Genomic DNA, 23,432 nt, shown 5'->3' with positions numbered 1-23,432 from the left:
TCGAAGAGATCGTTCTATAATCTTTTCTTTCGCGGAAACGACCAACCGCGAAATGCAGTAAGGAAGGAGAGGTGGCAGAGTGGTCGAATGTACCTGACTCGAAATCAGGCGTACGGTTTCCCCGTACCGTGGGTTCGAATCCCACCCTCTCCGCCAAAATACGAAGCCCCTTGATCCGGAAGGATCAAGGGGTTTTTCGTTTTGGGCGCGCGGCGCGTGTGTCGTATCGCAAGCCGTTGCAGTGTCAACAGCTTGACCGTCGGCAATCCGGATCGTGCTGATGCCGCGGCGCCCACCGCGTACATGATCCTGCCGCGTCATTGATACAGTCGCGCTGAACGGCGCACACAGCGTCCCCATGACGAACCGTGTGTCGAAAGTCCTGATGGGCATGGGGCTGTTCGTACTCGCATCCGCGTTGTTCGTCGTCGTGCGCCGCTGAGTGGCGAGCCCGCGCAGGGCCGCGACCGCCGGGCCGCGCGACGCATCCGACCTGATCGGACTGGCCGGTCTTGTCGTGCGTATCCAGTCTTCACCACTTTCTTCAGCTTTAAGCCCGCGCTTCCGGCGCCGTTAACACGAGGCGGCGGCCGGCGCCCGTGCCGGACCACATCGTTCCCCGTCGATTCAAGGTTCCATGAAGCTGAGCTACAAGATTCCCCTCGCATTCGCTATCGCGCTGCTGCTGATGTTCGGTGGCGCGCTGTACGGTATCCACATTCTCAATCGGTCGATCGATACGTTTGCCGAAGACGTGCAGACGAACGTCGGCGACGAACGGCTCGTGTCGGCCACGCTCGTGCAATTCAAGCTGCAGGTGCAGGAATGGAAGGACACGCTGCTGCGCGGCAAGCAGCCCGACAAGCTCGACCGGTACTGGCAGGCGTTCCAGACGCGCGAGCGGACGGTCGATACGCTCGCCGCGCAGCTCGTTCACCAGTTGCCGCCCGGTGAGAGCCGCTCGCTCGTCGAGCAGTTCATGCGCGCGCACACGGCGATGGGCGAGGGCTACCGGCGCGGGTTCGACGCGTTCAAGGCTGCCGGATTCGAGCCGTCGGCCGGCGATGCCGCTGTGGCGGGCGTCGACCGCGAACCCGCGGCGCTGCTGGAGCGGGCCGCGAAGTCGATCGCCGACGAGAGTGCCGCCGTATCGGCGCAGGCGAGCCGCGACGCGCAGCACGCCACCACTGCGAGCCTCGTGCTGATGCTGGTCGTGCTCGGTGTCGCGATGGTGGGCGTGTTCCTGTTCAGCCGCGCGATCCTGCGTCCGCTCGACCGCGCGGTGGCGTGCGCGCAGGCCGTCGCCGAAGGCGACCTGACGCGCGACGTCGACGCGGCCGGCCGCGACGAGATCGCGGACCTGCTGCGCGCGTTGCAGACGATGCAGGCGAGCCTGTCGGGCGTCGTGCTCGAGGTGCGTACGCACGCCGAAGCTGTCGCGACGGCGAGCGCCCAGATCGCGTCGGGCAATCATGACCTGTCGGCGCGTACCGAGGCGCAGGCCGCGTCGCTCGAGGAGACGGCCGCCAGCATGACCGAACTCACGGGCATCGTCCGCCAGTCGGCCGAGCACGCGCAGCACGCGGCGCAACTGGCACGTGACGCGTCGAACATCGCGGCGGCAGGCGGCGGCGTGATGACGGATGCCGTCGGCACGATGAACGGTATCGCCGACAGCTCGGCGAAGGTCGGCGAAATCATCGCGGTGATCGACGGCATCGCGTTCCAGACCAACATCCTCGCGCTGAACGCAGCGGTCGAGGCCGCGCGTGCGGGCGAACAGGGGCGCGGCTTCGCGGTAGTCGCGGCGGAAGTGCGGACGCTTGCGCAGCGCAGCGCAGCCGCCGCGAAGGAGATCAAGGGGCTCATCGAGCAGTCGACGCGGCGGGTCGACGAGGGCGCGTTGCTGATCGGCCGTGCGGGCGAATCGATTCACGAGATCGTCGGCGCGGTGCAGCGTGTCACGACGATCGTCGGCGAGATTTCGTCCGCGTCGCAGGAGCAGAGCGGCGGCATCCAGCAGGTGAACATCGCGGTGACGCAGATGGACGAAGCGACACAGCGCAACGCGGCGCTCGTCGAGCAGGCGTCGGCCGCGACGCAGGCGCTGGCCGAGCAGGCGAGCGCGTTGCGGCACGCGGTGGCCGTGTTCAGGCTGCCGGAAATGGCCTGACGGCGGCGCCGTCGCGCCGGACTGAAACGGAACCGGGGGGGCGGCGTGGCGTTGGCCTTGGGCCGCGCGCCGGCGCCGGCTAACACCGGCCCGTCCCCCGCGATCACGCCGCGGCCGGATATTGCGCGAGCACCCGGGCGCGGATCGACGGCTTGATGTTCGATTGCGCCATGTCGCCGCCGTAGTGCGCAACGACACGCGGATTCATCACGCGATACCAGAGCGGCGGCACGTACGCGAACAGGATCATCGTCGCGTAGCCGGCCGGCAGTTGCGGCGAATCGTCGAAGTGGCGCAGCGCCTGGTACGAGCGTGTCGGATTCGCGTGATGGTCGGCGTGCCGCTGCAACTGGTACAGGAACAGGTTGGTGACGACGTGATTGCTGTTCCACGAATGCTGCGGCGTGCAGCGTTCGTAGCGGCCGCTCGGCAGCTTGCGGCGGCCGAGCCCGTAGTGCTCGACGTAGTTCACGACTTCGAGCAGCGACGCCCCGTAGACGGCCTGGATCACGAGAAACGGAATCACGACCTTGCCGGCCATCGCGATCGCGATGCCCCACACGACGACGGTCATCGCCCATGCGTGCAGCACCTCGTTGCGCCAGGTCCACGGCGAATGCCCGAGCCGTTCGAGGCGGGCCTTCTCGAGCTGCCACGCCGAGCGGATGCTGCCGGTCACGGTGCGCGGCAGGAACGCCCAGAACGATTCGCCGTAGCGCGCGCTCGCCGGGTCCTCGGCCGTCGCGACACGCACGTGGTGGCCGCGGTTGTGCTCGACGTAGAAGTGGCCGTAGGCGACCGGCGCGAGCGTGATCTTCGCGAGCCAGCGCTCGAAGCGGTTGGTCTTGTGCCCGAGCTCGTGCGCGGTATTGATCGAGATGCCCGTCGCGGCGCCGAGCGACAGCGCGAAGCCGACGTAGTCGTACCATGCGAGCGCGTGGGTGCCGACGATCCAGACGCACACGAAGAACGCGACGTATTCGACGAAGGTCGCGAGATAGACGATCAGCCGGTAGTAGCGCTCCCGTTCGAGGTGCGGCACGACCGCCTCGGGCGGGTTGTCGCGATCGTCGCCGATCAGCGTGTCGAGGATCGGAATCACGCCGAACGCGAACAGCGGGCCGAACCACCAGAACACGTGCAGGCCCGTCGACAGCGCGAGCTGGGCGGCGAGAATCGGCAGCGTGATCGTCAGCGCGCCGAGCAGCCACAGGTAACGCTTGCCATCCGACCAGCCCGAAGCCGATCCGTCGGTCATTGCCATTGTCTCCCTCCTGCCGGCCGGCCCGGGGGCGGCCGCCTGTCCGGTTGTTCGAATTCTCGTTGGTCCGCGACGCACGCGCGGTTCTACCGGATCGTCACCCGGTTCTGCCTGTTATACGACCCATGCGCACGCTTGCCAAACTCCAGCGCTAGGCGCGTGGCTCCAAACGGAGGGGGGGCATACGGCGCAGGCAGGGAAGGGGCCGCGCACGCTGATTGAAACATGCGGGGAACGCCGGATCGACCCGCGCGGGCGGCAGATTTGTCAGACGGATCGGGTACCGTGACGCGTTCGGGTGTCGACGCTGCAGGTTCACAACAAATGTTGCGATGCAATATGCGGAACGCGGCGAGTACCCGCGACGCCTGCTTTCTGGGTTACAAGTATTACGGATCATTACGGCGCCCGCGATGAAGTACGCAGGCTCCGGCAGGCGACTGCCTCATGCCATAAGGCGACTGGCGGCATGCGTCGAACGAAGCGGTCAGGGTTGTCGTCCTGACGCACGCATCGACGTGGCGATGCTGCACCTGCACATTGGCTGGTCGCAAGACAGCTGGCGGCCCCCGCCGCCTTTCAATTCGCGCTGCCATTTGAAAATAACGATTTGACTCATGCCCCGCTTTCGGTTGAAGCTAATAGCTTGCTGTCCGAAGGGGGCTGTGCCTGCATGAGTTCGACCTTGACCGTTCGTCGTATCGTTGCCGACCAGGGCGGCGTGTATCGCGAACTCCGCGCCGCATCGCTGCGCGAGCCCTACGCGCCCGGCGAAGCGCCGGAGGCCGAATTGCTGAACGTCGAAGCGGACGCAGCGTCGGCGATTGCCGCGCAGCGTGCCGTGTCCGACGAATCGACGACTTTCCTGCTGTATACCGAAGGCCATCCGGCCGGCATGATCGGCGCGTATTTCGACAATACGCCCGATCGGCGCGCGTTCGTCAGCGAGCTGTGGGTCGCGCACGCCGTGCGTCATCTGCGCGGCGGCGTGCTGCTGCTGGAGACGGCCACCGCCTGGCTCGCCGAGCGCGGCGCCCAGGATGTCTACGCATGGATTGCCGATGCGAACCGCAATGCGATTCGCTTCTACGAGCGCGCCGGTTTCGGCAACACCGGCGAACACGCGCCGATTGCGCGGATGCCGGGCGCGATGAAATCGCTGTACGTGTCGCAGGTGAAGCACTGACGCGACGTCAGAACGCGGGCCGCACGGCGCGATGAAGGTCCGGTCGCCCGCTGCCTGCCCGCCTGCCGGTTGTGCGCCCGCCCGGGCCACCACCACCCGGCTCCCCAAAAATAATGGCCGCGCGCGTGGACGCCTGTAAAATACGCAAAAAATTTTTGCAGAGTGTCCATGTCGCTTAAAAAATCGCCATTCTTCGAGCTGCGCAGCGGATCGGTCGATACGTTGCTGTTCACCGTGAAGACGACCGATCTCGACGCGTTGCGTACCGAACTGGTCAAGCGCTTCGAAGCGACTCCCGAGTTTTTCGCCGACGATGTCGTCGCGATCGACGTCCGCCGCCTGGCTGACGGCGAACGCGTGGCGCTGGCGGACATCCGCCAGATGCTGAACGACGTGCGGATGCGCCCGGTGGGTGTCGTCGCGCTGGCAACGCAGGGCTGGGCGGGGGAAGCCGGCCTGCCGTTGCTCGAGGCGCGCGATCGCCGCGCGCCGGCCGCAAAGCACGCCGACGAAGCGGAACCGGCGCCGGTGCCCGTCGTCGAAGCCGCCGCCGCTCGGGCAGCCGAACTGGCGCAGGAGCCCGCGCCGACGTTGTTGCAGGCGGGCGGCCAGACGCTCGTGATCGACCGGCCGTTGCGTTCGGGGCAGCAGATTTACGCGAAAGGAGACCTCGTGGTGCTCGCGCCGGTCAGTCACGGTGCGGAGATCATCGCGGAAGGCAACATCCACATCTACGCGCCGTTGCGTGGCCGCGCACTCGCGGGCGTGCACGGCAATCACGACGCGCGCATTTTCTGCACGTGTCTGGAGCCGGAACTGATTTCGATCGCGGGTATCTATCGAACAACCGAGAACCCGCTGCCCGCCGAAGTACTGGGCAAATCGGTGCAGATCCGGCTCGAAGAGGAAAAACTGATGATCGAACCGCTGCGCCTGACGTAATCCACGCGGTGCGCTCCGGATCGATCGGCTCTCATTGACGAACACAGGGTATTGGGTAAATGGCAAAAATCATCGTGGTGACCTCGGGCAAGGGCGGCGTGGGCAAGACGACGACGAGCGCGAGCTTTGCGTCCGGTCTCGCGCTGCGCGGCCACAAGACGGCCGTGATCGACTTCGACGTCGGCCTGCGCAACCTCGATCTCATCATGGGCTGCGAGCGCCGTGTCGTGTACGACCTCGTGAACGTGATCCAGGGCGAAGCGAACCTGAACCAGGCGCTGATCAAGGACAAGAAGTGCGAGAACCTGTTCATCCTGCCGGCGTCGCAAACCCGCGACAAGGATGCGCTGACGCGTGACGGCGTCGAGAAGGTGCTGAACGACCTTGTCGCGATGGACTTCGACTACATCGTCTGCGATTCGCCGGCCGGTATCGAGGCAGGCGCGCTGCACGCGATGTACTTCGCGGACGAAGCGTTGATCGTCACGAACCCGGAAGTGTCGTCGGTGCGCGACTCGGACCGCATTCTCGGCATCCTGTCGTCGAAGACGAAGCGCGCGACCGAAGGCAAGGATCCGATCAAGGAACACCTGCTGATCACGCGTTACAGCCCGAAGCGCGTCAGCGAAGGCGAGATGCTGTCGCTCGAGGACATCAGCGAGATCCTGCGCATCAAGCTGATCGGCGTGGTGCCCGAGTCGGAAGCCGTGCTGCATGCATCGAACCAGGGCCTGCCGGCCGTGCATATCGATGGCACCGACGTGGCGGAAGCGTACAAGGACGTCGTCGCGCGCTTCCTCGGCGAAGACAAGCCGCTGCGTTTCACCGACTACCAGAAGCCGGGCCTGCTGCAGCGCCTCTTCGGCAGCAAGTAACGGAGGCCGACCATGTCCATCCTTTCGTTTCTCCTCGGCGAGAAGAAGAAGTCCGCATCGGTCGCGAAGGAGCGCCTGCAGCTCATCATCGCGCACGAGCGCGTCGGCGGCCGGCCGCCGGCCGATTACCTGCCGGCGCTGCAGAAGGAGCTGGTCGCGGTCATCTCGAAGTACGTCCATATTTCGAACGATGACATCCGCGTGAGCCTCGAGCGCCAGGACGATCTCGAAGTCCTCGAAGTGAAGATCGAGATCCCGCAAGCCTGACGCTTGCCGGTATCCCTCCGCACGGCGGCACTCGCCGCCGTGCGCGTCTTACGCCCTGTTGCACTTTCGGGCACGCCGTAACAAGGCGTCTGTCGGCCGTAACCGCGCCTCCCGCATTGAACGAATACGCTCGCGTAACTTGTTCAACCAGGAGGTTGTGATGGCTGTCTCTATCGTTCAACGTCGTATCGTTTCGCTCGCACTGCTTGCCGCGAGCCTGTCAGCCGTCGTCGCGCCGCTTGCCGCACGTGCGGACGAGATTCTCGTCGGCACGCCCGTGATCGCGCCGCAGGGCCGCGTGGTCGTCGCCGAGCCGGTCGCCGTGCGCACCGAGGAAATCGTCGTGGTCGCGCCGAATGCGCCGCCGCCGGTGCGCTACGAGGTCGTGCCGGCCACGCGCGTGGGCTACGTATGGGATCGCGGGCACTGGCACTGGGATCATGGCCGCTACGTGTGGATCGGCGGCCACTGGGAAGCCGAGCGCGTCGGCATGCAATGGGTGCCGGGCCATTGGGACCAGCGCGGTCCGAACTGGTTCTGGACCCGTGGTCACTGGGCATGATGGAGGCGAGCGATGAAACGAACCGCAATCGCCATCGCGCTCGTCGCGATCACGCTGGCCGGATGCATCGTCGTGCCGGCACGGCCCGTGTACTACCGGCCGGCACCCGTCGTGATCTACTGAGCGTCTCGCGGGCCGGGCTGCGCCGGGCCGTTCGTCCCGGCCGCAGCCGCCTCGTCTTCGTGCGGCGCCGGCGCATGTGCTGCATGTTCGGCCGGCGCGGCGGCGGACGGCTCGTCGCCGCCTTCGTCGCGCAGCGTGTCGAGCGGATCGGCGGGCGCGGCGGTCGCGTCCTGCGGCTCGGTGACGCCGGTTGCCACCGTCGCGCTCGCGGCGGTGGCAGCGGCTGCCGCAGCCGGTTCCGCGGCCGCGACGGGCGGCGCGAGATAGCGCTGGGCGAGCGTTTCGTAGAGCGGCGGCGCGAAAAAGCGCGATACGCGGCTCGACACCAACGCAGTGGCCATCAGCGAAATCACGAGTGCATGACCGTTGATCATCTCCATCACGATCACGAACGACGTGATCGGCGACTGCGTGACGGCCGCCATGTAGCCGACCATCGCGAGCGCGATCAGCATCGGCAGGCTCATGTTGCTGAACACGACGTGCAGCAGGTTGCCGAACCCGGCGCCGATCGACAGCGACGGCGCGAAGATCCCGCCCGGGATGCCCGGCAGGTACGACGCGACCATCGATATCATCTTCAGGAACGGGTAGAACACCGACAGATGCTGGCTGCCGTCGAGCAGGCCGCGCGCTTCGGCATAGCCGCTGCCGAAGGTCGTGCCGCCCGATACAAGGCCGACGACAGCGATCGCGAAGCCGCACAGCGCGGCGAACGTGATCGGCCGCTCGCGATACAGGCCCAGCAGCTGCGCGGGCAGCCAGCGTCCCGTGTTGAGCAGCAGCCAGCAGAACAGGCCGCCTGCGATTCCCGTCACGATCGCGGTGACCAGCACGGCGAGCGCCAGCAGTTTCGGGAAATGGGGGCCGGCATCGATCGTGCCGAAATACGTGTAGTTGCCGTTCAGGCCGAGTGCGACGACGCCGGCGAGGATGATCGCGGTGATCAGCACGCCGCTGGCGCGCGCGGAGAAGCTGCGCGTCAGCTCCTCGATCGCGAACACGATCCCGGCGAGCGGCGTATTGAACGCGGCCGACAGCCCGGCCGCCGCGCCGGCCAGTACCAGCTGGCGTTCGATCTGCGCGTTCGAACGCGGATAGAAGCGCCGCAGGTTGAACATCAGCGCCGCGCCGACCTGCACGGTCGGCCCTTCGCGGCCGATCGTGAAGCCGCCCAGGATGCCGAGGAACGAGACCAGCACCTTGCCGAACAGGATGCGCAGCGTCAGCAGCCGGGAGCCGAACGCGCTCGGGCGCGCGTGCAGCGTCGCGATCACCTGCGGGATGCCGCTGCCCTCGGCGCCGCGGAAGAAGCGGCGCGTGATCCATACCGACAACGCGGCGATGGCTGGCGTCAGCAGCAGCGGCAGCCACGCGGCGTGATCGCGCATCGTGCGGAAGGTCTCGTAGCCCCAGTCGATCAGGCGCGCGTAAAGCACGGCCGCGAGACCGACGACGATCGCGCCGAGCCAGAAAACGCCGTACTGGCGCCAGATTCTCACCGAGCGTCGGGTGAGGGCGGGAAACAGGGCGGGAAGGGCAGGGCGTGGCATTGGCGCGGGCCGGAAGGCAAAGACACGATTATAAAAAAAGAACCCGGGCGACAATAAGCTCTACAATTCTCGACATATCCAAACGCTTTGTTACAAATGTAATTCAGCCGTAATTCTAAAGCGTCCCCGATCTTATTAGCATGCCGAAATGCACCGCTCCATGTACTCCCCCGCAAACGTGAAACGCATTCTGATCGTGAAAGTGACGTCGCTCGGCGATGTCATCCAGACGCTACCCGTCGTTGCGGATCTCCACCGTGCCTTTCCGGGCGTCGAGGTCGACTGGGCGGTGGACGAGTCGTGTGCCGAGATCGTGCGCTGGCATCCGGGCGTCAGCGCCGTGCTGTGCGCGCCGCTGCGCCGTTTCAAGAAGATGAGAAATACCGGCGACCTGAAGGCGATCTCGGCGTCGATCGGCGCGTTGCGCCGGCATCGCTACGATGCGGTGATCGACCTGCACGGCGTCTACAAGAGCGCGATCATTGCGGCGCTGGCACGTGCCCGGCGTCGAGTCGGTTACCGTACGCCGGATCTCGGCGAAACAGGTGCACGCTTTGCGTATTCGCATCGCTTCGGCCCGAAGCCGGCCTGCGACGCGTGGCACGGCATGCGTGTCAGCGCCGGCGAGGCGCTTGGCTACACGCCCGAAGGCATTGCGTCGTACGGGATCGTTGCGCCAGACGTATCGTTGCCGCCGATCGTTACGGAAGGCGCGCCGTTCGTGCTGATGTTCCACGCCACGTCGAATGCCGACAAGAAATGGCCGGCCGATCATTGGGCCGAACTCGCGACCCGAATGATGGCGCGTGGCTTGCGCGTGCTGCTGCCGTGGGGCTCGCCCGCCGAGCATGGCGATGCGCAGGACATCGCCGCGCGCGCGCCTGGTGCGGTCGTGCTGCCGGCCATGTCGCTGGGCGAACTCGCCGCGACGATCAGCCGGGCTGCGCTGGTCGTCGGGGTCGACACGGGGCTGGTGCACCTGGCGCACGCGCTGCAGCGCCCGACGGTGATGATGTTCGTGGCCACGTCGCGTGCCCACTTCGGTATCGGCGGCGCGCCGCATTCGCTGTCGATCGGCGCCGCCGGCGCGCCGCCGAGCCTGGCCGATGCACTCGCTGCCATCGATGCCGTGGCGCCGGTCTGCGACGTGTTGCCGGTGCACGCCGCCGCCTGACGGTTGCCGGCGGGCTTACGCCAGGATCGCTTCGATGGTGAGCACGGCGGCGATGGCCGCCAGATTCGCGAGCAGTGCCTCGAACACGAGGCCGCGCCACGTCTTCGGCCGGAAGCGCAGCGCGAGCAGCAGCGCGCCACCCAGCGCGAGCGCGAGGATCAGGACGAGATCGGCATTACCGAGGCGAATGTTCATGGCGGGGGCTCCTTCGGGGCGGGATCCCGGGGGCGCGCAGCGGCGCACCCAGGATCGAGTATAGGCAGCGCCGGTCACCGCACAACCCGGGTCGCCCCGGAGTCTCAGACGAGCGATGCGTCGCGCGTTTCGCGCATCAGCAGCACGCCGATCAGGCTGATTGCCGCCGCAACCGACACATAACCGCCGACCCACGACAGCCCGCCGCGCGCCGCCAGCAGTTGCGCGATGTACGGCGCGATCGACGCGCCGAGAATCCCGCCGAGGTTGTACGCGACGCCCGCGCCCGTATAGCGGACGTTGGTCGGGAACAGTTCCGGCAACAGCGCACCCATCGGCGCGAACGTCACGCCCATCAGGAACAGCTCGATCGTCAGGAACAGCGCGACGAGCGGCATCGAGCCGCTGCCGAGCAGCGGCTCCATCGCGAAACCCGACAGCAGCGCGGCGATCGCGCCCACGACGAGCACCGGCTTGCGGCCGAAGCGGTCGGATGCCCACGCGGACAGCGGTGTCGCGAGCCCCATGAACACGACCGCGAAGCACAGCAGGCCGAGGAAACTCTGGCGCGGAATATGCAGCGCCGACACGCCGTACGACAGCGAGAACACCGTCGAGATGTAGAACAGCGTGTAGCAGACGACCATCGCGAGCGCGCCGAGCAGCGTCGGCTGCCAGTGTTGCGTGATCAGTGTCGCGACCGGCACGCGCACGCGCTCGTTGCGATCGAGCGCAGCCTGGAACGCGGGCGTTTCGGTGATCTTGAGCCGCACGTACAGACCGAGCGCGACGAGCACCGCGCTGACCAGGAACGGGATGCGCCAGCCCCAGCTGCGGAACTGCTCGTCCGACAGCGATAGCGCGAGCGCGAAGAACAGGCCGTTCGACATCAGGAAGCCGACCGACGGCCCGAGCTGCGGGAACATCCCGAACCAGCCGCGCTTGCCCTGCGGCGCGTGCTCGGTCGCGAGCAGCGCGGCGCCGCCCCATTCGCCGCCGAGGCCGATCCCCTGGCCGAAGCGCAGCACGCACAGCAGCACCGGCGCGAGCGCGCCGATTGAGTCGTAGCCCGGCACGAAGCCGATGGCTGTGGTCGACACACCCATCACGAGCAGCGACGCGACGAGCGTCGACTTGCGGCCGATGCGGTCGCCGAAGTGCCCGAACAGGAACGAGCCGATCGGGCGTGCGATGAACGCGATGCCGAACGTCACGAACGCGGACAGCGCCTGTGCGGTTGCGGAGCCGTGCGGGAAGAAGACGGGGCCGATGACGAGCGCGGCGGCCGTTGCGTACACGTAGAAATCGTAGAACTCGATCGCGGTGCCGATGAAGCTCGCGAACACGATGCGCCGGTGGCTGACGGCGCCGGCCGAACCGGTTGCGTGTGCAACGGTCGGGGGGGATGCGGACATGGATGTCTCCGTTTTGTCGTTGGGGCGGTCGGCTGAGCATGCGGTCGGGCAGGCGGACGCCTGCCGGCGGCAGCCGAGCGGATGATGCGGTGGCGGCGTGGACGCGCGCCGTGGCGCGGACGTCACCCGCCGGTCGACGATGGAGACGGGTATGTCGCCGCCGCCCGGTGCCGGCGTGGTCGGCTCGCATGCCGGGTGGGGCGCGCGAACGCGCGCACGGCGTGATGGCCGCGCGATTGCGGAAAATTATAGCCAGCGCCGCCGCGCACCGGCAATCGCGGGGCGGCAGCCGATCAGTCGATCGATTGCGCCTGCGCCGACGCGGTGCTTTGCAACTGGAAGTGGCCGTCGTCGTTGAAGAGCCAGCCTTCCATCAATTCGAGCCGGCCGTTGCCGTCGAGCAGCCGCGACGGTGGCGGCGGCAGCGGTGCCGAGCGGCGCAGCGACGCGAGCGCGAGCGCTTCCGCCTCGCTGTCGCCGTTGCTGCGATAGACGGACGCGTTGACGAGCCGGCCGCTGCCATCGACGGTGAAGGCCACGACGACGAGCGAGCGGAGCATCGCCTGCGGCGTGCCGTGCAGCATGCCGGACGGGTTGCGTTCGGCGACACGCTGCGCGACTTCGACACGATACTGGTCGAGGCTGCCACTGCGGGTGATCGACGGAATCGTCAGGATGGAGTGCAGCGACGGAGGCGGCGTGATCGTGCACGCCGCGAGCATCGCGACGACGGCCAGCGCAACTGCACGCAGCCGGTCGACGCGTGGACGGGGAAGGAGGCGCATGGGGGGCTAGCCAGAAGTGACTATAAAAAAATGATAGGCGCACGGACGCGAGCCGATATCGGGAGAAACGCATAACGGGCGATGCCGGATGATGCGATCGCTGATGACGAGCGAGCGGGCGCCCGTGCATCGCGATGTGACGTGACATGTGACAGCGCGCCCGCGCGGCTGCCGCACGTGTGCATCCCGGCGTGCGTGTTGCAAGGTTGAAAGAAAGGCACGGCGCGCGAGTGGCACGCACACATTGCGCGATGATCCGGCAGGGCGCAGCGATCGCCGCAGGCAACACCGCTGCCGACGCCCGCGCAATCTTCAGCGACGCGTGCCGTCCGCTTCAGAAGCCGTGCGTGACGAGTGACAGGATCGACAGGTCGGGGTGCGTGCCGTCGATGATGCTCTTGCCGATGTGCACGGCTTCGTGGACGGCTTCGTCGAGGCTCGCGAAGCTTTCCTCGCCGTCCGCGTGGAACGGCACCGCGTGGCCGGGCAACGCAGGATTCGCGCCCGGATGGCATACGTAGCCGGTGTAGGTGTAGCGCGTGTCGCTGCCGGGCACGGCGGCCGGCACGACATAGATCTCGAAGCCTTCGTAATCGACGGGTTCCGTCGGTATCGACAGTTCGGTCATGGCGATCTCCGTGTACCGCACGCAGGGGTGGCGCGCGCGGTATCGAGTACGCGGCGGCGGTCGTGTCGCCGTGTTGATCGAATTCTAGGTGATCGAGCGGCCGGCCGGGAGGCTGCCGGCGCGGTGCCACGTGACGACGGGCGGCTGCCCGTGCCCGCGGCTCAGTGGGCGCACGAGGCCCGGCGCGACCGCACGTGCCGTTTCGATGGATGGCGTCGCGTGCGGCGCTGCATCATTGTTTGCAGCGGGCGTCCTTGCGCTGCACGACGATGATCACCGGATATTTCTGGCCGTGGTCGAGTTCCACGCGTGCCACGACGGTCAGCGTCGCCGGATCGGAATCGTCGTACACGCTGACCTGTTCGTTCCGGAGGTACGTCACGCCGGTGCAGTTCGACGTGCGTCCGTCGTCGCCCACCTTGCACTGGAGGTCGTTGTCCTTCAGGTAGTTGTACGGCGACGGGCTCGCGAGGTATTCGCTCAGGCCGCGCGGCGAGCCGCCGACGCCGGTCACGTAGGCGATCGCGCACGACGCTTGCGCGTCGCTGCCGGAGGCGGTGTCGGCCGTCGCCTGCGTGCTGACGGCAACCAGCAGCGCGGCGAGCGACGAGACGATGAAGGGCTTCATGACGTGGGTTTCCCGTTTCGCGAATCGGAGCGCCGGATTGTAACGGCATCCGGCGAGGCGCGTCCGGAAGTGAGGGCACGGCCACGAGAGTGGTCGACGAGTTGACTATAGAATCGCGGCCTGAGAGCGCCAGCCACCCTCTGGTGAAAAAACGACGGCAAAAGAAGCAATAAAGGGAATGGAACGAGTGCGCAGGATATCGTGCGGGCGCTTCAAGGGGGCCGATCTACGAAAACAAGAAGTTCGAGCGATGGCTTCGCGTGCAGTGCGGCAACTGGCGTCTTCGGACGATACGGCGATCAACAACTCGGTCCAGTCGATGCAGCACGGCCTGTCGGACGGTTCCGGGATTGCGCTGGCACCGGTCATTCGCGCGCTGGTTCCCAGCCTTCAACTCGTGCTCACGTCCGATGACAAGACGGACAGCGTCGAATTCAGGTCGGATGCGCCGGACCGCCTGGTTCTGGAGGACTATCAGAAGCGCATGGGCTGGATCCAGACGGCAGCAACGAAGTACGACGGGTTGATGCAGGGGCCCAGGAAGCAAGTCATGCTCGATTATCTCGGAACGATCAAAAGCTGGGGCGACAGACCCGATACCTGATGAAAAAGACTCATTGCTTTGTACTGATCCTCGGGGCGCTCCTGCTTGGCGTCGTACTCGCGTCGCACGATGGGAATGCCCGCCCAACCCTCGACAACCGCAACGGCATGAATTCATCACTTACCGTGATCCGGCTCGGCGATCCCAAGGACTCCGATCTCAACGGTCCGGGCGCGTCCGTCGACAATCATCCGTCAGGTACGAGCTTTTATCAGCATGACTGGATGCGCGGCAATCTCGGCGCGGTGAAGTTCATGCAGGGGACGCATGGCTTCGTGCTGGACAACGTGCTGTCCGCGGTGGGTTCAGCGGACAAGGATGTGCCGGGCGGCATCTACACGTGGAATATCAATTTTGGCGTCAGCCCCGAGCAGGCCGACACGCACGAGGCCGCATTGGCGCGCATGACGAAACTGTTTCAGGATCTGCGCGCGAACGGCTGGGTCCGGTACATCGACGTCAGCAATCCGCGCCTGACCGGCAAGCAGGCGTGGGACTACATGAAGACGTATTCGATTTATTCCCTCGATTCCGGTTACACACCGACGATCGAGGAGTGGAAGGCCGCCGTGAAGGAAATGCCGAGATGGGTGTTTTATGCAGATGGCGCCTATCTGGAGATTTCGCTGTCGGAGAAGAACATGGGCGGCTTTGTCGGGAAGACGACCTATCTTCTGACGGCTCGCATCAGGAACGAGTATGCGTTCTACGGGCTGGGGTATTTCCCCGGGAACGCCGAAAAAATTCGCAACTGGAAGACGCTGTTGCCCGCGGAACTGCAGAAGTACCACGCGAAGCGCATCGCTACCGAGGCTGCCCTGAAGGGGCAGGGCTATACGATCGACACGGCCTATCAGGATCCGCCCATCCAGGCGTTGAAGTGACGTGTCCGCCCATGCGTGACGAGGTGATGCAGGTGATGCGAGCAACAGTAGGCGGGAAGGCGCAGATCGTGGTGGGCGACACGACCAGTCATGGCGGGCGGGTGATTTCCGGCAGCCCTTCTTCGACATGGGGGCGCGAGGCGAGTCCGATCGCGCGCAAAGGCGACAAGGTGACCTGTCCGATTTGCGCACCTCATGTCTTCGAGATCGCGGAGGGTTGTGCGAACAGTCTGGATTTCGGTGCGCCGGTTGCGCTGGAAGGGCACACGACGACGTGCGGCGTGGTGCTGCTGGCCCAGCCCGGCAGTGCCGAGTCGTGAGCGGCACCGTCGATTGCGCGTGACCACGCACACGAAGCGTGTCGACGATGCGCGGTGAGCAGCGCAGGCGGATGTCCGCGAGCGCCTGATCGCTGTCGGAAATGAAAAACGGGCCGAGCGGCCCGTTTTCTTTGAAGCTCTGGCGGAAGCGGTGAGATTCGAACTCACGGACAGTTTCCCGTCGCCGGTTTTCAAGACCGGTGCCTTAAACCGCTCGGCCACGCTTCCACACGAGGCGGCATTGTAACCGAAATGCCGCCAGGTTCATTCCTTCAATCGTCGCGCAGGAACAATTCCTGCAGGTCGTTGAGGAAACGCTGGCCGAGCGGCGTCGGCGCGATCTGCGCGAAATCGCGCGCGATCAGCCCGCGCCGTTCCGCTTCCTGCAGTGCCGGCTCGATCGTGCTCATCGGCAGGCCCGTGCGTTCGGCGAAGCTGTGCACGGGGAAGCCCTCGACGAGCCGCAGCGTGTTCAGCATGAACTCGAACGGCAAGTCGCGCGCACCGACTTCGCGCTCTTCCTGCACGGCCGTGCCGGCCATCGCCTGCTCGATGAACGTGGCCGGATGCTTGTAGCGTGCCTGCCGCAGGATCCGGTTCGGGAACGACAGCTTCGTGTGTGCGCCCGCACCGATCCCGAGATAGTCGCCGAAGCGCCAGTAGTTCAGGTTGTGCTTGCACTGGTGATTCGGCTTCGCATACGCGGACACTTCGTAGCGCCCGTAACCGGCCTCGGCCGTGCGCGCGTGGATCCATTCCTGCATGTCGGCCGATGCGTCGTCGTCCGGCACGACCGGCGGGAACTTCGCGAACAGCGTATTCGGCTCGAGCGTCAGGTGATACAGCGACAGATGCGGCGGCGCGTACGACAGCGCAGTCTCGATGTCGGTACGGCATTCGTCGAGCGTCTGGTTCGGCAGCGCGAACATCAGGTCGAGGTTGAAGTTGTCGAAGTTCTTCGCGGCGATCTCGACAGCGGCGCGTGCCTGCGTGGTGTCGTGAATCCGGCCGAGCGCCTTCAGGTGCGTTTCGTTGAAGCTCTGGATGCCGACCGACAGGCGATTCACGCCGCTCGCGCGGAACTGCGCGAACTTCGCGGCCTCGAACGTGCCGGGATTCGCCTCGAGCGTGATCTCGGCATCGGCGTCGAGCGGCAGCAGCGCGCGCACGTCGGACAGCATCCGGTCGAGGCCGGCTGCCGACAGCAGGCTCGGCGTGCCGCCGCCGATGAACACCGTATGCACCTGCCGGCCCCACACGAGCGGCAGCGCCTGCTCGAGATCGGCGCGCAGCGCATCGAGATACTCGGTTTCCGGAAACCGTTCGCCCTTCCACTCGTGCGAGTTGAAATCGCAGTACGGGCACTTGCGCACGCACCACGGGAAATGCACGTACAGCGCGAGCGGCGGCAACGACGTGAGCCGCACCTGGCCGGGCGACGTGAAGGTCGCGACGACGCGCGCGCCGGTTTCCGCGGCCTGGCTCATGCTGCCTCCGTGGGCGAACGGGTATCGGGCGTGCTCATGCTTCCTCCGCGAGCCGCGCCAGCAGCGCCTTCAGCGCCAGCGCGCGATGGCTGTGCGTGTTCTTTACGGCCGGCTCGAGTTCGGCAGCCGTCGCGCCGAGCGACGGCAGGTAGAAATACGGGTCGTAGCCGAATCCGTGCTCGCCGCGCGGCGTGTCGACGATCTCGCCCACCCAGCGCCCTTCGGCGAACAGCGGCTCGGGGTCGTCCGCATGGCGCACGAGCGCGAGCACGCAGCAGTAGTATGCGCGCCGGTCGTCGACGCCACGCAACTGCTCGACGAGATATGCGTTGTTCGCTGCGTCACCCTTGTCGCGGCCCGCGCGCTGCGCGTAGCGCGCCGAATAGACGCCCGGCGCACCGCGCAGCACGCGCACGCACAGGCCCGAATCGTCGGCGATCGCCGGTAGCCCGGTGAGCCGCGATGCGTGGCGCGCTTTCGTCAGCGCATTCTCGATGAAGGTGCCGAACGGCTCTTCCGCCTCGGGCACCGCAAGGTCGCCCTGCGGGACGATCTCGATACCGACCGTCGAGAACAGCGCGGTGAATTCGCGCAGCTTGCCGGCGTTGTTCGACGCGAGAACGATGCGCGACAGCGGCGCGATGGTGTGATCGTCCGGCATGTCAGGCGCCCAGCACGTCTTTCTGGAGCTGCACGAGCTCGGCGATCCCGCCTTGCGCGAGGTCGAGCAGCGCGTTCATCTCGGCGCGCGAGAACGGCGCGCCTTCGGCCGTGCCCTGGACTTCGACGAAGCCGCCGGCGCCCGTCATCACGACGTTCATGTCGGTGTCGCACTGCGAATCTTCCGCGTAATCGAGGTCGAGCACCGGCGCGCCTTCGTACACGCCGACCGAGATCGCGGCGACGTGGTCGGTGATCGGCGAGCGCGTGAGCTTGCCGGCCGCGAGCAGCTTCGACACGGCGTCGTGTGCGGCGACGAACGCGCCGGTGATGCTGGCCGTGCGCGTGCCGCCGTCGGCCTGGATCACGTCGCAGTCGATGTGGATCGTGCGCGGGCCGAGCGCCTCGAGGTCGAACACCGCGCGCAGCGCGCGGCCGATCAGGCGCTGAATTTCCTGCGTGCGGCCGGTCTGCTTGCCGCGCGCGGCTTCGCGGTCGCTGCGTGTGTGCGTCGCGCGGGGCAGCATCCCGTACTCGGCGGTCAGCCAGCCTTGCCCGCGGTCGCGCAGGAAGTCGGGCACGCGTTCGGACACGCTGGCGGTGCAGAGCACCTTGGTGTCGCCGAATTCGACCAGTACCGAGCCTTCGGCATGTTTCGTGTAGTGGCGAGTGAGGGCGACCTTGCGCAGTTCGTCGGCGCGGCGGCCGCTCGGGCGGGAAACGGAGGACGTCATGTGGGATTCGCGGAACGGGAGGAAACCCCGATTTTAGCGCTGAACGGCGGGCTTGCCCGGCGGGGTGGTCCGCAAAAATGGGATAATGCGCGCTTCCCGCCCCGCGCTTTCCGATGCGCCGGGCGCCTCGACATATCCCCGCCCGCGAGGGCACCCAGACGGCGAGACGAACCATGATCTACAGCATGACGGGCTACGCGAGCGCAACGCGCGAACTCGCGACGGCCACCGGCAACGGCGGCACCAGCGTGTCGGTCGAACTGCGCACCGTGAACTCGCGCTTCCTCGACCTCAATTTCCGGATGCCGGACGACGTGCGCGCGTGCGAACCCGCGCTGCGCGAAATGCTGATGAACAAGCTGTCGCGCGGCAAGGTCGACATCCGCATCAACCTGCAGCGCGGCGAGCAGAGCATCGGCGCGGGCGCGCTGAACCAGTCGGCGCTCGGCCAGCTCGCCGAGCTCGAGCGCTCGGTGCTCGACACGTTCCCGGGCGTCGGCCGCCTGCGCGCGGGCGAGATCCTGCGCTGGCCCGGCGTGATCGCCGAGAGCGGCGTGTCGGCGGACGCGATCCGCGAGGCGGTGCTCGCGTGCGGCAAGGAAGCGATCGGCGAGCTCGTCGTCGTGCGTTCGCGCGAAGGCGCGCAACTGGCGACGATGCTGCTGTCGAACGTCACCGAGATGGAAGCGATCGTCGCGCGCATCACGCCGCTCGTGCCGGAGCTGATCGCGAAGCACCAGCAGAAGATCGTCGAACGGCTGCAGGAGGCGCTCGGCATCGCGGCGCCCGAAGGCAGCTCGACGATCGTCACGCGCGAGGAAGCCGCGGAGCGCATTCGTCAGGAAGTGACGATGTACGGGATCCGGATCGACATCGCGGAAGAGCTGTCGCGGCTCACCGCGCACCTGAACGAAACGCGCCATGTGATCGAGAAGGGCGGCCGTGTCGGCAAGCGTCTCGACTTCATGATGCAGGAACTGAATCGAGAAGCAAACACGCTCGGCTCGAAAGCGGCGGCAAAGGAACTGGCCGACGCATCGATGGCGCTCAAGCTGTTGATCGAGCAGATGCGTGAGCAAGTGCAAAACCTGGAGTAAAAAGATGAAACAACCCCCACGCTCACTACGTTCACTGCCCCCCGAGGGGGCGGTCAGCCTCCTTGGGGCGGCCTGGCGGAGGCTGACATGACCCAATCCACCCACGACGCCCACGCGTCGCATTCGCTGCACGGCGGCGTCTATCCCGGCAACCTGTTCATGGTCGTCGCGCCGTCGGGTGCCGGCAAGTCGACGCTCGTGAATGCGCTGCTGTCGAAGGACAACGACATCTGCCTGTCGATCTCGTACACGACGCGCAAGCCGCGCCCGGGCGAGCAGGACGGCCGGCACTATCACTTCACGACGGTCGAGGATTTCCGCGCGCGTCACGCGACGCACGAATTCCTCGAGAGCGCGGAAGTGCACGGCAACTACTACGGCACGTCGCGCGTCTGGATCGAAGAGCAGATGAAGAACGGCCACGACGTGCTGCTCGAGATCGACTGGCAGGGCGCGCTGCAGGTGAAGAAGCAGTTCCGCAACGCGGTCGGCATCTTCATCCTGCCGCCGTCGCTCGACGCGCTCGAAGAGCGTCTGAAGAAGCGCGGCCAGGACGAACCGAACGTGATCACGCGCCGCCTGCTTGCCGCTGGCAGCGAGATCGCGCACGCGTCTGAAGCGGAATACGTGGTGATCAACGAGAATTTCGAGCGTGCGCTTGCCGAGCTCGAATGCATCGTTGCGGCCACGCGCCTGCGCTTTGCTTCGCAGTACGCGCGACACACGGAGCTGTTCATCGAGCTCGGCATCCATCTGCCCCACGCGGAATGACGCGGGGGACGAGGGACATAAGGTAGAATAAGGACTATATTCAGAAGGAATTACCAACATGGCTCGCATTACCGTCGAAGACTGCCTGAAGCAAATCCCGAACCGCTTCGAACTGGCGCTCGCCGCCACCTATCGCGCGCGGCAGCTCGCGCAAGGCCATACGCCGAAGATCGAAAGCCGCGACAAGCCGACCGTCGTCGCGCTGCGCGAAATCGCTGCCGGCCAGGTCGGCGTCGAGATGCTGAAGAAGGTGCCGGTGTAACGCGCATCCGGCCCGTTCCAGCCATGTAATCCACGCGCGCAACGACTCGACCTGGAGGCGAATATGAGCACCACCCCATCGTCCGCCTCCGCGGATTCGACCACCGAAGCCACGGCCCAGTCGCCTGCGCGCCAGTACATCGACGCGGTTCTCGAACAGTCCTTCCGGCATCTGTTCGGGCCGACCGCCACACCGGAGCAGCCTCGCAAGCACGGCGTCGTTTCGATCGCGAAACTGACGGCCGCGCTTGCCGAGTATCTTCCTCCGGAAGAAATCAAAGAGGTCAAGGCGGCGTTCCACTTCAGCGACGAAGCCCACCTCGGTCAATATCGCCAGAGCGGCGAACCCTATATCACCCATCCTGTCGCCGTCGCGGAAATCTGCGCCGGCTGGAAGCTCGACGCGCAGGCTGTCATGGCGGCGCTCCTGCACGACGTGATGGAAGATCAGGGCGTGACCAAGAGCGAGCTGGCCGAACGGTTCGGCCCGAAGGTCGCCGAACTGGTCGACGGCCTGTCGAAGCTCGACAAGATGGAGTTCCGCAGCCGCGAAGAAGCGCAGGCGGAAAACTTCCGCAAGATGCTGCTCGCGATGGCACGCGACGTGCGCGTCATCCTCGTCAAGCTCGCCGACCGCCTGCACAACATGCGCACGCTCGGCGCGGTACCGATGGAAAAGCGCCGCCGCGTCGCGCGGGAAACGCTCGACATCTACGCGCCGATCGCGCACCGCCTCGGGTTGAACAATACGTATCGCGAGCTGCAGGACATGAGCTTCGCGAACTTCAACCCGCATCGCTACGCGACGCTCGAGAAGGCCGTGAAGGCCGCGCGCGGCAACCGCCGCGAAGTGATCAGCAAGATCCTCGAGGCCGCGCAGCGCGCGATGGCCGACGCGAAGATCGACGCCGAGATCACCGGCCGCGAAAAGACCATCTACAGCGTCTACCGCAAGATGCGCGACAAGCAGCTGTCGTTCTCGCAGGTGCTCGACGTGTACGGTTTTCGCGTCGTCGTCGACAGCCCGCTCGACTGCTACACGTGCATCGGCGCGCTGCACGCGCTGTACAAGCCCGTCCCTGGCAAGTTCAAGGACTACATCGCGATCCCGAAGATCAACGGCTACCAGTCGCTGCACACCACGCTGGTCGGCCCGTTCGGCGCGCCGATCGAGTTCCAGGTGCGCACGCGCAAGATGCACGAGATCGCCGAGGCGGGCGTGGCCGCGCACTGGCTGTACAAGAACGGCAGCGCGGATCTCAGCGACGTGCAGAAGCGCGCGCACCAGTGGCTGAAGTCGCTGCTCGACATCCAGAGCGAAGCCGGCGATTCGAGCGAATTCCTCGAGCACGTGAAGATCGACCTGTTCCCGGATGCGGTCTACGTGTTCACGCCGAAGTCGAAGATCATGGCGCTGCCGCGCGGCGCGACGGCACTCGATTTCGCGTATTCGATCCACAGCGATCTCGGCAACCAGTGCGTGGCCGTGAAGATCAACAACGAGCTGCTGCCGCTGCGCACCGAGCTGAAGAGCGGCGACATCGTCGAGGTGATCACCGCGCCGTACTCGAAACCGAACCCCGCGTGGCTCGGGTTCGTGCGCACGGGCAAGGCGCGTTCGGCGATCCGTCACTATCTGAAGACTATGCGCCTGAACGAGTCGGTGCAACTCGGCGAGCGTCTCGTCGACCAGAGTTTGAAGGGCTACGGTCTCGCGCTCGCCGACGTCACGCCGGAAGTGTGGGAGAAGCTCGTACAGTGGACGGGCAACAAGAGCCGTCAGGAAATCTTCGCGGACATCGGCCTCGGCCGTCGCGTGGCCGCGGTGATGGCCAAGCGCATCGAGGTGCTGATGAGCGGCCGCGATGCGGACGACGATCTGCCGAAGTCCGAGCGCCATCCCGCGCACCATGCGCCGCCGGTCGTGATTACCGGCACCGAAGGGATGTCGGTGCAGTTGTCCGCATGCTGCCGGCCGATTCCGGGCGACGCGATCATGGGCTACATCGGCATCGGCCTGGGGATGGCGATTCATACGACCGATTGCCGCGTGGCGCAGCGGATTCATCGCCGCGATCCGGGCCGCTGGATCGATGTCGAATGGGCGCCGCAGCCGGGCCGCCTGTTCGACGTCGCGGTGAAGGCGCTCGTGAAGAACACGAAGGGCATCTTTGCGCGCGTGGCGGCAGACATCACGTCGGCCGATGCGAACATCGTGCATATCGCGATGGACGAGGATCTGACGCACGAATCGACGGTGCTGCGCTTCGTGATTCAGGTCAGCGACCGCGTGCACCTCGCGAACGTGATGCGGCGCGTGCGCACCAATCCGGACGTGATGCGGATCATGCGCGAGCGTTCGACCGACGACGGCGCGCATGCGCGTCACGACGGCGGTATGCGCATCGAGCGCGAACGGCAGGATTACTGACGCGTCCTGCGTGACGAGCGATGCGACGGCGGCCATGGGCCGCCGTTTTCATTGGTGCCTGCGGTGTGATGGCGCGAGCCTGACTGATGGCATCTTTCAGAAGCCGATCGGATGGGCGGTGTCGTGCCGCTCATGGAGGGAGAAGGGGAGGCAGAAAAGAAAAAGGGCTTTCCCGGAGGAAAGCCCTTTTAAGGTGGCGCGGCTGGCAGGATTCGAACCCACGACCCCTTGGTTCGTAGCCAAGTACTCTATCCAACTGAGCTACAGCCGCACGCAAAGCGGTACTACTTCAACTGTCGGAGCCTTCTACGGTGGGAAGGCCCCCAAAAAGGTGGCGCGGCTGGCAGGATTCGAACCCACGACCCCTTGGTTCGTAGCCAAGTACTCTATCCAACTGAGCTACAGCCGCACGCAAA

The 23,432-nt window shown here is 66.0% G+C and carries 24 protein-coding genes and 4 tRNA genes; 15 read left to right on the top strand and 13 right to left on the bottom strand.

Translation table 11 applies throughout. The features are described 5' to 3' along the window. Positions 1–65 precede the first annotated feature (65 nt). Positions 66–156, top strand: a tRNA-Ser gene (locus tag BDO18943_RS33145). A gap of 481 nt (positions 157–637) precedes the next feature. Then, complete coding sequence (locus BDO18943_RS33140) at positions 638–2,173, top strand: methyl-accepting chemotaxis protein (protein WP_175025608.1); 1,536 nt, start codon at positions 638–640, stop codon at positions 2,171–2,173. A gap of 103 nt (positions 2,174–2,276) precedes the next feature. On the opposite strand, the gene BDO18943_RS33135 is transcribed toward BDO18943_RS33140, so the two are convergent. Continuing rightward, a complete protein-coding gene (locus BDO18943_RS33135; protein ID WP_175025607.1) occupies positions 2,277–3,437 on the bottom strand; it encodes an alkane 1-monooxygenase in 1,161 nt (386 codons plus the stop codon). Between the two features lie 541 nt (positions 3,438–3,978). Between BDO18943_RS33135 and BDO18943_RS33130 the strand changes: the two genes are divergently transcribed. The 5 genes from BDO18943_RS33130 (at position 3,979) to BDO18943_RS33110 (ending at position 7,266) form a co-directional block, all read left to right on the top strand. Next, positions 3,979–4,620, top strand: coding sequence for a GNAT family N-acetyltransferase (locus tag BDO18943_RS33130; protein ID WP_235996256.1), 642 nt, complete (start codon positions 3,979–3,981; stop codon positions 4,618–4,620). 168 nt (positions 4,621–4,788) lie between these two features. Then, positions 4,789–5,562 carry a septum site-determining protein MinC gene (gene minC / locus BDO18943_RS33125; protein ID WP_175025605.1) on the top strand — a complete coding sequence of 258 codons (774 nt, stop codon included), beginning with the start codon at positions 4,789–4,791 and terminating at the stop codon, positions 5,560–5,562. A 59-nt stretch (positions 5,563–5,621) separates the two neighbouring features. Continuing rightward, positions 5,622–6,437, top strand: a complete 816-nt coding sequence (minD, locus tag BDO18943_RS33120) for a septum site-determining protein MinD (RefSeq protein ID WP_043181745.1) — start codon at positions 5,622–5,624, stop codon at positions 6,435–6,437. Positions 6,438–6,449: 12 nt separating this feature from the next. Further along, positions 6,450–6,704 (top strand): cell division topological specificity factor MinE, encoded by a 255-nt coding sequence (gene minE / locus BDO18943_RS33115; protein ID WP_006486661.1) that lies wholly within the window; start codon positions 6,450–6,452, stop codon positions 6,702–6,704. A 160-nt stretch (positions 6,705–6,864) separates the two neighbouring features. Continuing rightward, a complete protein-coding gene (locus BDO18943_RS33110) occupies positions 6,865–7,266 on the top strand; it encodes a YXWGXW repeat-containing protein (protein ID WP_089450097.1) in 402 nt (133 codons plus the stop codon). 116 nt (positions 7,267–7,382) lie between these two features. On the opposite strand, the gene BDO18943_RS33105 is transcribed toward BDO18943_RS33110, so the two are convergent. Then, on the bottom strand, positions 7,383–8,942 hold the full coding sequence (locus tag BDO18943_RS33105) for a chloride channel protein (RefSeq protein WP_175025604.1): 1,560 nt from the start codon (positions 8,940–8,942) through the stop codon (positions 7,383–7,385). A gap of 178 nt (positions 8,943–9,120) precedes the next feature. Here BDO18943_RS33105 and waaC point away from each other — a divergent pair, with 178 nt between their 5' ends. Further along, positions 9,121–10,116, top strand: a complete 996-nt coding sequence (waaC, locus tag BDO18943_RS33100) for a lipopolysaccharide heptosyltransferase I (protein WP_175025624.1) — start codon at positions 9,121–9,123, stop codon at positions 10,114–10,116. A 15-nt stretch (positions 10,117–10,131) separates the two neighbouring features. On the opposite strand, the gene BDO18943_RS33095 is transcribed toward waaC, so the two are convergent. The 5 genes from BDO18943_RS33095 to BDO18943_RS33075 form a co-directional block, all read right to left on the bottom strand. Further along, entirely contained in the window at positions 10,132–10,311 is a 180-nt protein-coding gene (locus BDO18943_RS33095) for a hypothetical protein (protein ID WP_043181750.1), read from the bottom strand. A 104-nt stretch (positions 10,312–10,415) separates the two neighbouring features. Beyond that, the gene (locus BDO18943_RS33090) at positions 10,416–11,726 is read right to left on the bottom strand and encodes an MFS transporter (protein WP_089450099.1); all 1,311 of its coding nucleotides are present in this window, start codon (positions 11,724–11,726) and stop codon (positions 10,416–10,418) included. A gap of 293 nt (positions 11,727–12,019) precedes the next feature. Next, positions 12,020–12,511 carry an energy transducer TonB family protein gene (locus BDO18943_RS33085; RefSeq protein ID WP_175025603.1) on the bottom strand — a complete coding sequence of 164 codons (492 nt, stop codon included), beginning with the start codon at positions 12,509–12,511 and terminating at the stop codon, positions 12,020–12,022. 334 nt (positions 12,512–12,845) lie between these two features. Then, complete coding sequence (locus tag BDO18943_RS33080; protein WP_175025602.1) at positions 12,846–13,139, bottom strand: hypothetical protein; 294 nt, start codon at positions 13,137–13,139, stop codon at positions 12,846–12,848. Positions 13,140–13,371: 232 nt separating this feature from the next. Next, positions 13,372–13,767, bottom strand: a complete 396-nt coding sequence (locus BDO18943_RS33075; protein ID WP_043181759.1) for a hypothetical protein — start codon at positions 13,765–13,767, stop codon at positions 13,372–13,374. A 250-nt stretch (positions 13,768–14,017) separates the two neighbouring features. Between BDO18943_RS33075 and BDO18943_RS33070 the strand changes: the two genes are divergently transcribed. From BDO18943_RS33070 to BDO18943_RS33060, 3 genes are read left to right on the top strand one after another with little or no spacing between them, the layout of a single operon-like run. Next, positions 14,018–14,371 (top strand): DUF2515 family protein, encoded by a 354-nt coding sequence (locus BDO18943_RS33070; protein ID WP_175025601.1) that lies wholly within the window; start codon positions 14,018–14,020, stop codon positions 14,369–14,371. Next, positions 14,371–15,255, top strand: a complete 885-nt coding sequence (locus BDO18943_RS33065) for a hypothetical protein (protein ID WP_175025600.1) — start codon at positions 14,371–14,373, stop codon at positions 15,253–15,255. The genes BDO18943_RS33070 and BDO18943_RS33065 overlap by 1 nt, the downstream gene beginning before the upstream one ends. 11 nt (positions 15,256–15,266) lie before the next feature. After that, positions 15,267–15,575, top strand: a complete 309-nt coding sequence (locus BDO18943_RS33060) for a PAAR domain-containing protein (protein ID WP_235996255.1) — start codon at positions 15,267–15,269, stop codon at positions 15,573–15,575. Between the two features lie 140 nt (positions 15,576–15,715). Here the strand turns inward: BDO18943_RS33060 and BDO18943_RS33055 are convergent. The 4 genes from BDO18943_RS33055 to rph form a co-directional block, all read right to left on the bottom strand. Next, positions 15,716–15,803 (bottom strand) — tRNA-Ser (locus tag BDO18943_RS33055). Positions 15,804–15,847: 44 nt separating this feature from the next. After that, the gene (hemW, locus tag BDO18943_RS33050; RefSeq protein ID WP_043181762.1) at positions 15,848–17,062 is read right to left on the bottom strand and encodes a radical SAM family heme chaperone HemW; all 1,215 of its coding nucleotides are present in this window, start codon (positions 17,060–17,062) and stop codon (positions 15,848–15,850) included. A 34-nt stretch (positions 17,063–17,096) separates the two neighbouring features. After that, on the bottom strand, positions 17,097–17,723 hold the full coding sequence (rdgB, locus tag BDO18943_RS33045) for an RdgB/HAM1 family non-canonical purine NTP pyrophosphatase (RefSeq protein ID WP_175025599.1): 627 nt from the start codon (positions 17,721–17,723) through the stop codon (positions 17,097–17,099). Position 17,724: 1 nt separating this feature from the next. Beyond that, entirely contained in the window at positions 17,725–18,456 is a 732-nt protein-coding gene (gene rph, locus BDO18943_RS33040; RefSeq protein ID WP_043181765.1) for a ribonuclease PH, read from the bottom strand. Positions 18,457–18,629: 173 nt separating this feature from the next. On the opposite strand from rph, the gene BDO18943_RS33035 reads away from it, so the two are divergent. The 4 genes from BDO18943_RS33035 to BDO18943_RS33020 all read left to right on the top strand — a co-directional run bounded on the left by BDO18943_RS33035 (position 18,630) and on the right by BDO18943_RS33020 (position 23,016). Continuing rightward, the gene (locus BDO18943_RS33035) at positions 18,630–19,553 is read left to right on the top strand and encodes a YicC/YloC family endoribonuclease (RefSeq protein WP_043181767.1); all 924 of its coding nucleotides are present in this window, start codon (positions 18,630–18,632) and stop codon (positions 19,551–19,553) included. 87 nt (positions 19,554–19,640) lie between these two features. Beyond that, positions 19,641–20,324 (top strand): guanylate kinase, encoded by a 684-nt coding sequence (gmk, locus tag BDO18943_RS33030; protein WP_175025598.1) that lies wholly within the window; start codon positions 19,641–19,643, stop codon positions 20,322–20,324. A gap of 58 nt (positions 20,325–20,382) precedes the next feature. Further along, complete coding sequence (gene rpoZ / locus BDO18943_RS33025; RefSeq protein WP_006025620.1) at positions 20,383–20,586, top strand: DNA-directed RNA polymerase subunit omega; 204 nt, start codon at positions 20,383–20,385, stop codon at positions 20,584–20,586. A 63-nt stretch (positions 20,587–20,649) separates the two neighbouring features. After that, complete coding sequence (locus BDO18943_RS33020; RefSeq protein WP_043181772.1) at positions 20,650–23,016, top strand: RelA/SpoT family protein; 2,367 nt, start codon at positions 20,650–20,652, stop codon at positions 23,014–23,016. 194 nt (positions 23,017–23,210) lie between these two features. Here BDO18943_RS33020 and BDO18943_RS33015 read toward each other — a convergent pair. Both BDO18943_RS33015 and BDO18943_RS33010 read right to left on the bottom strand, forming a co-directional pair. Further along, positions 23,211–23,287: transfer RNA gene (locus BDO18943_RS33015), tRNA-Arg, on the bottom strand. 61 nt (positions 23,288–23,348) lie between these two features. Continuing rightward, positions 23,349–23,425, bottom strand: a tRNA-Arg gene (locus BDO18943_RS33010). Positions 23,426–23,432 lie beyond the last annotated feature (7 nt).

The organism is Burkholderia aenigmatica, assembly GCF_902499175.1.
In the GTDB taxonomy this organism is placed as follows: Bacteria; Pseudomonadota; Gammaproteobacteria; order Burkholderiales; family Burkholderiaceae; genus Burkholderia; species Burkholderia aenigmatica.
The sequence above is the reverse complement of the archived record's forward strand: the minus strand, read 5'-3'. Positions and strand labels throughout refer to the sequence as shown.